We start from the raw sequence: 13343 nt of genomic DNA on the forward strand, positions 1-13343 counted from the left end.
CCTCTGGGCGGTAAAAGATGCGCCAGTAGAATGCGTATCAATGGCCGAATTTAGCCAAGTCCTCTTTAGATAGCCCCGTCATTTCCATGATAGTGGCGAAATCCATTCCTTTTTGCAGCATGGCTTTGGCTATTTTCAACGTTGCTTCGCGCCCACCCTTCTCGATACCTTTTTCAATACCTTTCTGTTCCAACTGTTCCGCTATGGTCATCAGTTCATCTCCATGTTGCGGCACACGTTGTGCCAGTTGCCTTACATAAGCTTCAGCATTTGATGTGTTGCCTGCCTGTACCATGTAATTTATCAGCGATATGACCTGTTGTCTGGTCATGTTAGTCGTCAGCATAATCGTTACCAGTCGGTCCATCAAGTCAGACAAATCCCGTTCGCGAATGTGCTTTTGTATCAGTGTCAGCGCGGCCATACTGCGATGCTGCATGATGTCCTCATCGGGTATGATCGTCACATCAACCAGCGGGAAATCTTCACTGTATAGCTGCCTGGCTAAAGCCGGATCGTCGAACAGTTGTAGCCAGTTGGTGGAGTTCGGGCAAGGGCTCGGCTTGCCCACATAAAACAGTATCGGGATCACCAGAGGCAGTTTCTTGTTTCCCGCATCAAGGTGCCGCTGCATCGCGGCAATCGCGTAGCGCATCAGCCTGAATGCCATCTGCTTGTCCGGCTTGCTTTGGTGCTCAATCAGCACATGAACATACCCTGCTCCTACGCAGGTCTGTAGGCTGTAAAGCACATCACTGTAAAACGCTCTTAAGTCATCCTCAACAAACGAGCCGGACTCCAGCTTCAAGGTGGTGAGATCGCAAAGCGCCAACAGCTTTTCAGGTAAATGCAGTTGTATAAAATCTCGGGCGGACTCCGGATGCGTCAAAAACTGCTTAAATGTCGCATCGTGCGGGAAGGTGGTTTTGTTGGCTTTTTTCATTAGCGCGGACTCTGGATGTTATCCGCAGCAGTGTAGCTATCCTGACCTATCGGGTTCCTCAATAGGAGGCTACTTCTGCTCAGTTTACCGCCTGTAATTGCCGATACAACGCCGGAATGCAGTGCTCAACACCGCGACCTATCAACGGATAGGTTGGGTGGCCTTTTATAGGACAAAAGAGGGTGACTAATAATTAGACAAAAGCTACAATGAACGAATCGAACGAATCGAACGAATCGAACGAATCGAACGAATCGAACGAATCGAACGAATCGAACGAATCGAACGAATCGAACGAACGAACGATTCATGCGATTTGGTGATGTCATGCATACTCTCACAGCCAATGAGGCCAAAACTCAGTTTGGTGATATGTTGCTCAAAGCACAGCGAGAACCAGTACAGATCAGCCGCAACGGCAAACCCGTTGCTGTCGTCGTTTCCGTTGAAGATTATGAGCATATGGAAGCGATGAAGCTGCAACTGCTAAAGGCCAAAATTCAGCGTGCTCGCAATGATGCCGATGCAGGAAATGTCGTTGATGGCGACGCGTTTTTCGATGAATTAATGGATCAATATAAGGATTAAAGCGTGAGTTACCGGTTAACTGGCGAAGCGCAACGCGATCTTATCAGTATCCGTGATTACACCCTAAAGAACTGGGGTTCCAAGCAATCAAAAGACTACCTGGCTCGCCCAAGAACAGTGCTAATTCGCTTAGCTGAAATGCCAACTATGGGGCAAAACCGCACCGAAGAATTCGATGAAGAAATATACAGCTTCCCACATGTTAGCCATATGATTTACTACATTGCTGAAGGTTCAGATATCCTGATATTGGCGATATTGCACCAGAGCCAGGTTCCGGCAAAGCATCTAAGCCAGCGGTTATAAATTCGCCTGCCCTCGGCTTCGTTTGATGATTTTGAGCCCGCTTTTATCTCCCGCGTCCCACCATAAGCCAGTGATGGTGGGACGCGGGAGAGATGCTATTTTTACATCAGCTATCAGTAATACCCCGGTTTTCCCTCTTTAGTAACTCTCAAGAAAATACCGCTTAGCGAATGCTACAACGGAAGTGCCTAAATACTACGCCTTAGTCAGATAAGCAATTTCACTGACGCTGGCCGGGCATCAACCTAAGGAGCTTTCGATGGCACAACAAGATTGGCATCCGGCAGATATCATCGCTGGTTTAAAAAAGAAGGGCACAACACTGGCAGCAGTTTCCCGACAGGCCGGGCTGGCATCATCTACTTTGGGAAATACGCTATTGCGCCATTGGCCTAAGGGAGAACGATTAATTGCAGAAGCCTTGCATACACGTCCTGAAGCGATCTGGCCTTCACGCTATCTCAACAGGCAACGTAGGAAAGATGGCGATAGTGCAGTAGATTAAAGGACAGCCATTCAAGCCGGGAGGTATACCTTCCGGCGCATGGTCGCAACGCGGCCACCTTCTTCTGCCCCATGCCTCGCTCCACCAACTCACCCAATACCGTGGGGCGAGTTAGTGGGGCAATGTGTTTGGGCGAGCGACAGAGAGCTCGATGGTGACAAATTAAAAGAGACCCCTCTTCATTGAGTTCGATAATTCATGGTCTATTTTTCGAGATCACTCCATCAGTATGGAGGAGTGCATTAATGAAAATACAACCGATAGCAATATCTCCAGAGAACGTATTCTGTCACCGATAGACTTCTATGCTCCCTAGCGGATTTCTATGCCATAGAAATCCGCTAGGGAGCTAACAAGCGCAGCGCCTTAGTGGCTTGATTGAGGATTTTGGCACAGTGCATCGCCAGCGTAATACGCCTGCCAAGAGCACTGTTCGATAAACCTAGCCTAAAAAGCACGATGAATTGATGACGATCGCAAACTGTGCTTGCTGGATTAAAAGGGCCATATTCACCGCATTCCCTGCGATATGCTTGGACACGGGAGATATATAGTACAGGTTTATGGTTGAGGAGCCTTGCTGTAGAAGATTACATGTAGCGAAAATCTCTAAAAGTGCATGGTTCGGTTTACCGGGATACTTACACCATCAGATGCATCCCTTCACCATCGGTAAGTTTATAAGCCTTGTCTTCTGGTTTGGCACTTCTGACTTTTACATCGGTGAGTGGCATAGCAGATCTCCATATTGAGGTGTCGGCATACGCTGGCTGTTGGTATAAGAATTCATTGAACGGGCTTGTACCATCACTTATACCAATAAATCCTACTTGATGTACGTAGATGTCGGTAGAGTCTGGTTGACTGAAAACAGCGAGTTTATAGCTAATTCACTGAATTTTAGGAATAAAAAAAGACGTCGCTTGACGTCTGTTTACTTCGAAATGGTACGCCCTACAGGGCTCGAACCTGTGACCTACGGCTTAGAAGGCCGTTGCTCTATCCAACTGAGCTAAGGGCGCATATATTGCGATGTCACTATGGTGGATAACCATAGTGGGCTGGATTATACCCACACGCCTCAGTGAGTCAACGCATTGCGCCTGATTTTCTGCCGTACGGTGAATCACTGTACAGTTCCATTGGCGAGTCCATCATTCAGTACGCTATGTCGGAAAGCCGTTATCATGACCGCTGATGATAACGGCGAGCGATTACCAGGAATAATTCACACCGAGTGAGACCCGTCCTGCCTTGTAAGATGACATATTGGTATCTACGCCGACAGCGCCCGTCACACTCAGGTTATGCATCACATTTCCTTTCACGCCAAATTTGAATTCGGCCCGATCGGCAGGCATCGGTTCCCGTACTGTCGTTTCATCCATGCGCATGGTTTGTGATGATGGCCCATGCCACCAGTTGGCTTCTATGAACCCCTGCATCAACGTTTGTCCATTCTTGTCCAGCCTGTCTTCATAAAACCTGACCCCCAAACGTGTAGTGGCATTATTATCAGACATATCGGATGCTACGGAGCCGCTGGCCGTTGTGTGATCTTTTGCGCGATACAGGGAATAAATGATCTGAGCCTGTGGCTCCAGGTAATACCGTGCCGTGGGTGATTCAGCCATCTTGAGTTTATATCCGCTCTCAATGGACATTGTCGTATTACGTGAGCGATAACTCTCGGTACGCTGTCCCTGGCCTGTCACGTCGTTGTCAAATCGCCCATGCATCAACCAGGTATCAATATAGGGGCCGGTTTGCGGATCGTGGTGAGCAAACCAGGTGCTATAGATCCCTGCGCTGTAGCCTTTAACGCTGTGGGATGAACGTGATACCTCATCCTCACTGTTGCCGGAACTGGTGCCATATTGCGCCATCAGCCCAACCCGAATGCTGCCGTCGTGCCCGTCGCTGAAACGTGCGATGTCACTCCCGCCGTGTAGCACCCAGCGCCTGTCTTCCGTTTCCTGGTTATCAACACCATCGTGTTGAACCATTGAGCCCTCCATGCGTAACCAGGTATACGAATCTTCTTGCCCCGGCACCTGCCACTGCCTGTCGTGCAGCGTATGTTTATGCATCGCCATCGCCGATTGGCGTTCTTGCAGGTATGAACCAACCACAGGCGAAAGGAGCGAAACCAAATACCAATCTTGTGCTTCGCCGCCATCACCACCGCGTTTTAAACTGTAGTTATACGCGCCAACGTTCAATATTCCTGTACTGTTATATCCGTCGGAGTTGGGATCAAGTTGAAAAGCACTCGCACTGGTCGTGCCGCCATTTTCAGTTTGTACCAGGGCAACGCCTTTGTTGGTGAGCCCACCCAAACTATTGCCTGTTTTCACCAGAAGTGAAGTATTGCCTGAGGCGTTACCGCCATCAATGATCAGGCGATCGGAGGGGGATGCATCACCGCTGAGCTGCGTATTGACCACAATGATCCCGCCACTCCCAACATAATCGCCTTTAACTGTCAGCGTTGCGCTGGGACCACTGCCGTCGGTCATGTTTACCGTGCCAGCATTATTGAGCCCGGCGATGATTTGGCTTAGCCCATCGAGTGCCAACGTGGCCGATTGCCCGACCGTGATGATGGAATCTGGGCTGAATACGTTCAGAGCGCCTGCTTGCAGTGTACCTGCTTCTACAACGGTTGAACCTGAGTAGGTATTATTGGCCGTCAGCGTGGCGATACCGGTGCCGAATAGCCGTATTCCGCCGCTGCCAGAAATAAGGCCGTCAAAGAAATAATCGTCACTGCGATTAAAGGCAAGTGTGCCCGAATTCTCTACGTTGCCAAGAATTGAGCCCGTGCTGCCACCGTTGCCTAGTTGTAACGTACCGGCGGAAATCAGCGTGTTGCCGAGATAGCTATTGGATCCTGTTAATACGGTGGTGCCACTGCCTCGTTGATCAACTGAACCACTACCGGTGATGGTGTTGTTGAAAATCAACGTATTGCTACGATTGAATGCAAATACTCCATTGTTGTTAACGTTGCTGGCGAGTGAGCCTGTGCTACCACCATTGCCCAGTTGCAGAGTCCCAGAAGAGATTGTGGTGAGGCCACTGTAGGTATTGTTTGCTGTCAATACGGTGGAGCCGGTACCCACTTGGTTGACCACGCCGGTGCCGGAAATAACGCCATCGTAGACGAGCGTGTTGTTACGATTAAACGCCAACGTAGCTTTGTTGATCACATTGCTGACGATTGAACCGGTGCTGCCGCCATCGCCAATCTGTAATGTCCCCAGGTTGAGTGCTGTATTTCCGGTGTAAGTGTTCTCTCCTGTCAGTGCAAGTAAACCGGTACCGATTTTGGTCAGGGTTCCTGCACCTGAAATAATACCGCTTGTAGTTAACGGGGAGGCGAGGGCGATGTCGATTGTGCCGCCGAGGGCGTTCAATTGGATCGCGCGTGACGTGGCCATCGTAGCGTCAGTGGCGAGCGTACCTCCATTAAAAGATAACCCCCCATCGGACTGACCAAGGTTGCTGTCGCTCGTGATACGCAGCGTACCGCCGTTGATTGCCGTGCCCCCGGTATAGGTGTTGGATCCGTTAAGTACCAGTGTGCCGAGATCGGCTTTCACCAACTGCACGTCGCCTTGCAAGATGGCATCAATGGTGGCTGTGTAGGCTGCTCCTGGCAGGCTACCATTGCCTACTCGCACCGTGGTCTGCCCTGAGCCGGTTTCGGTTTCTACCAGCGACAACGCAGCGCCATTCAAAACGTAGCCATTAGAGGCGAACTGCATCCCCGATGAGGTAACCTGACCCAGGCTATTATCTATCGTAACAGCGCCTGCTTCCGCCTGAAAAATGGCAAAAGCGCCGTCCTGCCAGGGGGCGTTTAATATGCCATCGGAAACCGTCCAGTTGTCGTTACCCACGGTAGCGGTTTGCCAGACACCGCTACCGCCATTGACTTCACCGTTATTTTTATTACCTACCGCGCCGCCGTCCCACATGTTCAGCGTCAGACCGGTGGTATCCACCAGGTTTACCTGATTCGCCACCGACGTTTGCACATATTCAACCCTGCCGGGAGGGATGTCACCGAGCTCCAGGCCGTTATTGGTCAACGTTCCTGTGTAATCAATGACGCGATAGATACCGGGACCAAATGAGCCTCCTGTCGTGGCCGTGACGTTGATGGTCCCATCCAGAACCAGATCCCCGTTGACTGCCACCAGATCGTTAAGGGGGCCCCCCACTTCATAAGGTAATCCGAAGTTGTAATCGAGTATTGAACCACTGCTCAACGTGAGATTGCCATTGATGGTCAGCTTATCAATGATCCCTCCCACCGCGCCGGGGGACAGGGTAGCGCCGTCGGCAATGGTGACATCACCGCCGATAATACCGGTGCCGCCGAGTGTGGCGCCGTTGTTGACCGTGGTGATGCCCGTGGCTGCGGTTTGATCGCCATTGATATACAGCCCACCGGCTGTGACGTTGGTTGCTCCCAGATAGGTGTTGCTGCCCGTTAATACCGTGTTTCCTGAACCGGTTTGAGATACAGCGCCATTACCTGAGATGTTGCCTCCATAGGTAAGTAAATTGCTGCGTTGAAACGCCAGTGTGCCACCGCTCGCCACATTGACATCGCTTGCTATTGAGCCGGTGCTGCCGTTATTACCGAGTTGTAGCGTTCCGGCAGTGACAGTGGTGATGCCAGTGTAAGTATTCTCTCCTGTCAGGAGGGTAACACCACTACCGCGTTGATTGACCTGACCGCTACCCGAAATAATACCGGCATACAGGAGGCTGTTGTTACGATTGAATGCCAGCACGCCATTGGTGTCTATATCAACATTACTGCTAATGGAGCCTGTGCCAAGACCGTTACCTAGCTGTAGCGTACCGTTCAAAATATCGGTTTGGCCTGTATAGTTGCTTGCTCCTGTAAGCGCCAGCGTGCCGCTTCCGTCTTTGGTGAGTGAGCCTGAACCGCCGATAGCGCCACTCAGTGTCAGTGTCGTCGTGGGTGCTACAGCAAATGTGCCGCCGCCAATGCCCAGCGTGACTGCTCGGGTTGAGGAAAAACTGCCGGTTGTGGCGAGGGTTCCGGTGTTCATGCTGAGGCTACTCGCCAAGGTACCGAGGTTACTGTCTGTGCTGACTTGCAGAGTGCCGCCTTCGATCGCCGTACCGCCGGAATAGGTATTGAGTCCGTTTAATATCAATGTGCCCAGATCGCTCTTCACTAACGTGGTTGCCCCCTGCAACAGGGCATCAATGGTGGCAACATAACCGGCACCTGTTGAGGTATGATCGCCGACTTCAATAATGGTTTCTCCTGAACCGGCCTCGCTTTCAACTAACGTTAGTGCTGCGCCATTGAGGGTATAACCGTCTGACGCAAACTGCATTCCCGCTGCGATAACCTGTCCTTCACTGTTATCAATGGTGACTATGCCGGGGTCCGCCGTGAAGATGGCAAACGCAGCGTTGCTCCAGTGGGTGTTAATCGTGCCCGTATCGAGGGTCCAGTTATCGTTACTGCCGGGCGTAGAAGCCTGCCAGATACCATTTCCTCCATTAACAACGCCGTCGTTTTTATTGGCCAGTGCGCCACCGTCCCAAAAATTCAGTGTGAGTCCTGCGCTGTTGATCAAATTGACTTGATTGGCAACGGATGTCTGAATAAACATGCCACTCGTCTCAGGGAGAGTTCCAAGATTCAGTTGGTTATTGGTTAATGTGCCGCTGTAATTGATAAGGCGATAAAGACCAGGGGTAAATGCACCGGGAACGGTTTCAGTGACGTTAAGTAGACCATCCAGCGTGAGATTGCCGTTAACCACGGTCAAATCATTGTTGCTGCCGTTGATGACGCCTGCTTCACCCAAGGTGTAGTTGAGTACCGAGGTGTTGTTAAGATTGAGATTCCCGTTAATTGTCAGGGTTCCAACACTTCCAGAGGCCGCACCGGGTGATAAGATACCGCCATTCGCCACGGTGACAGAGCCGCCAATAATGCCATTGCCACCCAGCGTTGCGCCATTACTGACTGTGGTTGTTCCGGTGGCGCTGGTCTGGTTACCGTTGATATACAGGCTGCCATTACTCACAGAAGTGTTGCCGCTATAGCTATTGTTGCCACTCAGCGTCGTCGTGCCACTACCGTTTTGACTGATTGCACCGCTACCGGAAATAATATCGCTGTAGTTAATCGCATTGCTGCGATTAAAGGCTAGCGTTGCGTTATTGATGATGTTGCCGGTGATGGAACCTGATGTTGTGCCATTACCTAATTGCAACGTGCCGCCAGAGAGCGTGGTACCGCCAGTATAAGTGCTATTTCCCGTCAGTATGACGGTGCCTGTGCCTGTGTTGCGAAGCGCGCCATCGCCAGAAATCAAGCCACTGTAGGTCAGCGTGCCGGAACGGTTGAAAGAAAGTAATGCATTATTGGCAACAGACGTATTACCGCTGATTGAACCTGCATTGCCGCCTACCTCCAAGGTACCTTGATTGATGGCGGTGCCATTATAGGTATTGGCACCGGTAAGCGTTAGTACGCCGCTGCCATTTTTGGTCAGGGAGTTTCCCGTGATGGTGCTGTTGATGGTAACTGCGTTATTCTGGGTATCAAAAACACTGTCTGCGTCAGTGATGTTCACCGTTCTTGCTGCCGACAAGGTGGCGTTACTGGTGAATTGCAGCGTACCGCCATCAAGTGTCAGGGTGCCTGCCGTGCTACCCAGTGCGCCATCTGCGGCAATTTGCAAAATGCCTGCCGCCAGCGTCCATGGCGTATTGGCCGTTGTGGTGTTTATTAGTCTCCAGGTACTTGAGCCGGTTTTGTAAAAACTGGAGAAGTTTTGGAATTTGTTGCCGAATTGCGAGACATCAAAGATGGTCGATCGTTGAACCCCCGCGGTGTTGGTCGCCAGGTCGCTGGTCGTGCCCCCTAATAAGAATGTGTTAGTGGTGCCTGAATTAGCAGAGATATTGCCATTAAAAAACCAATTATATTGCAATTCCAGTCTATTGCTGCCTTCGGTGAAATAAACTGAATTTGCCCGGGTTAAACCATCTGTATTAAAGCCACCTTGAATGTTGTTATTATTAATAATGTTGATATTCTTTCCGGTAATGCCGAATCCTCCGACAGGAAGGGTGCTTGTGGGTAAACTGCCAGCCCCACCTGCATTACCGCCAGTGATCGTTCCACTATTAGTAATGGTGGCGCTCTCGGCGTTAATGCCTGCGCCACCATTCGCGCCATACCTTCCCCGGTTAAAGCTGGGCGTGCCGCCATTACCGCCATTGCCACCATTACCACCGGTAATAGCATGATTTCCGATATTGAGAGTAACGTTTTGTGCGCGAATCGCGGAACCACCCTCACCAGCTAACCCGGCACCGCCTTGAGCAAATGCGTTTCCGCCATTTCCCCCTCGGCCCCCGAAGATATTGTTTGAGGAACTCATTGTTCCTCCTCCGATAATTACTGCTCCAGCACCACCACCGCCGCCACCGCCGCCATCGGCGCCAGCACTGCCACCGTCATCAGTGGCGTTACCCCCGTTCCCGCCATTTCCTCCGCGAATAACGGCAGAAATACCGTTTATTGAACCAACCAAGCCATCACCGCCACCGCCACCGCCGCCCGCACCAATAGGTCCCGAACAGCCACCGCACACGGAGTTTCCGCCATTTCCACCGGCACTTCCTTGAGGATTAATCGATGTGCCCGATATACCGCCAGTGCCCGCACTCCCGGCCGTACCACCGGATGCGGCACGGCCTGCGCTGCCAGCACCGCCATTCCCATTGCTCAAACCGTCGCCACCAGAACCTACTGCACCGGTACCCAGCCCCCCTGCGCCAAATCGTCCACCACCACCACCTACGCCCGCGTTGCCTCCGTAGCCATCAATCGGGAAAGGGTTGTCAGCACCAGAACCGTCAGCGAGAGCCACTGAGGCGTTTACGCAAAATGCTGCGATTAACAGCAAGCGTAATAGAGGCATCTTTAAGACAACGTTATATATTGTCACTGCTCCATCCTGGGGGAGTAACCGAATATTATTATTTTGCTTTTTTGGGGGATGGGATAAATGAACAAAGCAATGCTTTTTCATTGTTTACTCCACTAGGGTTTTTAAAAAAGGATGACAAAAATTATTTTTGCCCCTTAATAGAAAAAATTTGCTAACACTTTGTTTTTATGATTATGGTATGGGGGAGTGTATTTTCAGTGTAATCAAATTCTTAATTGTTTCTTCTTGTTGTGTTGTGTACCAATATTAATTGATGTGAGTCCACTCTTTGGAGTGATATATTTCTCTTTCTTTTTTTCCCCTATGCTTAGTCGTCGATAACTTTTGACTCATAAGGCTGTAACCTTATCTGCCCACATACGGCGTTACGGCGCTGACACATCCCCCTTGCGTACAACGGCAATCTATTGTGTATTAAGCACATGCAGGTCTGACAATTGCCAAGAGAAGAGCCCTATTGATGCAACGAAACCTTTTGATGCGAGTGCCACAACGAGCCGCGCAGGTATGGCTTCCCGTCATTTTTGCCGCATTATTTGCTCTGTTGTGCACCTCGTTACCGGCTACGGCCGCTGAAAACACCACGCCTGCGGATGTGGCTGCCGCCGCAAAAATCAATGTAGACAGTGAAGTCGCCAAATTGCAAAAGCAGTTGGATGGCATCAAGCAGCAGGTCTCCAACGCCGCCAGTGACAGTAAATACGGCGAATTGAATGACGCCGTGCAGCAGTTGATCGGCAACACCAACGATCTCGCAACCGCGTTGGCACCGCTTCAGGCACAGCTTCAGGCGCAGGTGGATGTGCTGGGGCCTGCCCCGGAGCCGGGTGCGGCGATAACGGAAACCAGCGAGGTCACGCGTAAACGTGCCAGTTTGAATGTGCAAAAAACCAAACTGGATGCACAACTGGAACAGATTCAGGCGATTCGTACCGGTGCCCTCAATCTTTCGGCGCAGATCGTTACGCTGCGTCGCAATGCGCTAAAAACGCAACTGGCGCTTAACTCGGGCAGCATTCTGGGGGGGCGTTTCTGGTCCCCGTTGCTGGCGTCTCAGGACGAGGATGAAAAGCGGTTGACGCAATTTCAGTCGCAGCTCAGCGACACCTTGAGTGCGACCTGGGAGCCCGACTGGCGGTACGGAACGCTGTTTTATCTGCTGTTGGCGCTGGCGTTAGCCACGGCGGGCCAGCGGCTACTGGAGAAATATCTGGCACGCGCCGGGATCCGCTGGTTGCCGGAAGGGCGATTGCGCCGCAGTTTCCTTGCCTCTGCTACCGTGCTCTCTTCCGTCACTACCATCGGGCTTGCTGCTAATTTGCTGGACTATACGTTGGTGCGCCCTGGCGATATACCGGTCGCCATCGGGAGTTTTCTCGATAATCTGGTGCGACTTGCCGTGTTTAGCGCCATGATTGCCGGGCTGGGTCGGGCATTTCTTTCCAATCACCGTCCATCCTGGCGTTTGCCTGCCATGGCTAATCCGGTTGCCAAGGCGATGGACCCGTTCCCGATTATTGCCGCCAGCCTGATGTTTGTGTTTGGCATGCTTGAACAGCTTAACACCACGGTGGGCACCTCCGTTGCCGTCACCATCGTTGGGAACGGGCTGTCTGCATTGGCGCTGGCGTTAACCGTCGGGGCCATTGCGCTGCGCAGCAATCAGGTGCGACGGCAGATGGTAGAAGCCGGCGAACAGCCGGAAGTGCGCTCCACGCTGTCAGGGCTGGTGCATTTGGCTACGTTGCTAACGGCGATTGCCGTGCTGATTTCCCTGGCGATTGGCTATATCTCGCTGGCGCGTTTCTTGATTTATGAGCTGATATGGGTGGGTATGGTGCTTTCCTGCCTGTATCTGCTGATAACCCTGGTGACCGATCTCAGTGAAAGCATTTTTTCGCCGAATACCGCCAGCGGACGACGTATTAAACGCTCTCTGAATCTGGACGATCGCCATCTGGCGCAGGCTACCTCTCTGGTCTCGGTGTGCGGGAAAGTCTTTCTGATTCTGATGGGTGCCGTGGCGTTGCTAAACGGCACTTTTGGCACGACGACACCGATCGAGTTGTTGCAAAAATCGGTGGAAATCTGGGGCGGAAAGGGGCTGGAGTCATTAAGCATCGTCCCGGCCAATCTGGTGAACGCCGCGGCGTGTCTGGTGATTGGCATCTATGTGTTGCGTTCATCCCGGCGTTGGTTAGAAGATGATTTTCTGCCGAAGACCACGCTGGAAAAGGGGATTCGCGCCTCGCTGGTCACCCTGTTTACCAATATCGGTTATATCCTGCTTATTCTGTTGACGCTGGCTGCGTTAGGGATCCAGTGGAACAAGCTGGCGTGGATTGTCAGCGCACTGTCGGTCGGGATCGGTTTTGGTCTGCAAGAGATCGTTAAAAACTTTATCTCTGGGCTGATTTTGCTTACCGAGCGTCCGGTCAAAGTTGGGGATTTGGTTAATATCAGCGGGGTAGAAGGGGATATCCGGCGTATCAATGTGCGCGCGACGGAAATTCAACTCGGCGATCGCTCCACGGTGATCGTGCCGAATTCGCAGTTTATCTCGCAAAACGTACGCAATATCACCATGGGGAATGCGATGGGGGTGGCAACGTTGGCCTTAACCTTCCCGCTGGATGCCGATCCTGAAATCATTCGGGATATCCTGCTCAGTGCTTATGGCGATCATGAGTCCATTTTGGAAACGCCCGCGCCTTCGGTAACCTTTAGCCAGCTTACGCCGACCGGGATGGTGCTGAGTGTGACCGGTTATGTTCCCAGTCCCCGCATGGTCGCGGGGGCAAAAAGCGACTTGTTGTTTGAAATTATCAAGCGCCTGCGTACTGCCAGCATCCCGCTGGCATCTCCGCAGAAGATGGTGCTGGAAAATGCTTCGGACAATACCTTGTTGCCGGAATAACAAAAACGCCCAGCGTCATTTCCGCCACCCCGAGATTCCCGCCACCCCCGTCATTCC

Annotated in this window: 6 protein-coding genes, 1 tRNA gene and 1 pseudogene; 5 read left to right on the forward strand and 3 right to left on the reverse strand. The window is 51.7% G+C overall.

Annotated elements, in window-relative coordinates; all coding sequences use genetic code 11:
- Positions 1–37 precede the first annotated feature (37 nt).
- Positions 38–943 carry an Rpn family recombination-promoting nuclease/putative transposase gene (locus J5067_RS14520; RefSeq protein ID WP_264651410.1) on the reverse strand — a complete coding sequence of 302 codons (906 nt, stop codon included), beginning with the start codon at positions 941–943 and terminating at the stop codon, positions 38–40.
- Positions 944–1270: 327 nt separating this feature from the next.
- On the opposite strand from J5067_RS14520, the gene J5067_RS14525 reads away from it, so the two are divergent.
- The 4 genes and pseudogenes from J5067_RS14525 to J5067_RS23240 all read left to right on the forward strand — a co-directional run.
- On the forward strand, positions 1271–1531 hold the full coding sequence (locus J5067_RS14525; RefSeq protein ID WP_264643778.1) for a type II toxin-antitoxin system Phd/YefM family antitoxin: 261 nt from the start codon (positions 1271–1273) through the stop codon (positions 1529–1531).
- A gap of 3 nt (positions 1532–1534) precedes the next feature.
- Positions 1535–1837: a type II toxin-antitoxin system RelE/ParE family toxin gene (locus J5067_RS14530; protein WP_264651411.1), complete on the forward strand. Its 303-nt coding sequence runs from the start codon at positions 1535–1537 to the stop codon at positions 1835–1837.
- A 259-nt stretch (positions 1838–2096) separates the two neighbouring features.
- Positions 2097–2342, forward strand: coding sequence for a helix-turn-helix transcriptional regulator (locus J5067_RS14535; RefSeq protein WP_264628260.1), 246 nt, complete (start codon positions 2097–2099; stop codon positions 2340–2342).
- A gap of 429 nt (positions 2343–2771) precedes the next feature.
- Positions 2772–2888 (forward strand): annotated as a pseudogene (locus J5067_RS23240) (integrase domain-containing protein); the annotation flags it as partial.
- Positions 2889–3287: 399 nt separating this feature from the next.
- Here the strand turns inward: J5067_RS23240 and J5067_RS14540 are convergent.
- Positions 3288–3364, reverse strand: a tRNA-Arg gene (locus J5067_RS14540).
- A gap of 192 nt (positions 3365–3556) precedes the next feature.
- Entirely contained in the window at positions 3557–10339 is a 6783-nt protein-coding gene (locus tag J5067_RS14545; protein WP_264651412.1) for an autotransporter-associated beta strand repeat-containing protein, read from the reverse strand.
- 490 nt (positions 10340–10829) lie between these two features.
- Between J5067_RS14545 and J5067_RS14550 the strand changes: the two genes are divergently transcribed.
- On the forward strand, positions 10830–13286 hold the full coding sequence (locus J5067_RS14550) for a DUF3772 domain-containing protein (RefSeq protein WP_264651413.1): 2457 nt from the start codon (positions 10830–10832) through the stop codon (positions 13284–13286).
- Positions 13287–13343 lie beyond the last annotated feature (57 nt).

The sequence above is a fragment of the Candidatus Symbiopectobacterium sp. NZEC151 genome (assembly GCF_025962655.1).
In the GTDB taxonomy this organism is placed as follows: domain Bacteria; phylum Pseudomonadota; class Gammaproteobacteria; order Enterobacterales; family Enterobacteriaceae; genus Symbiopectobacterium.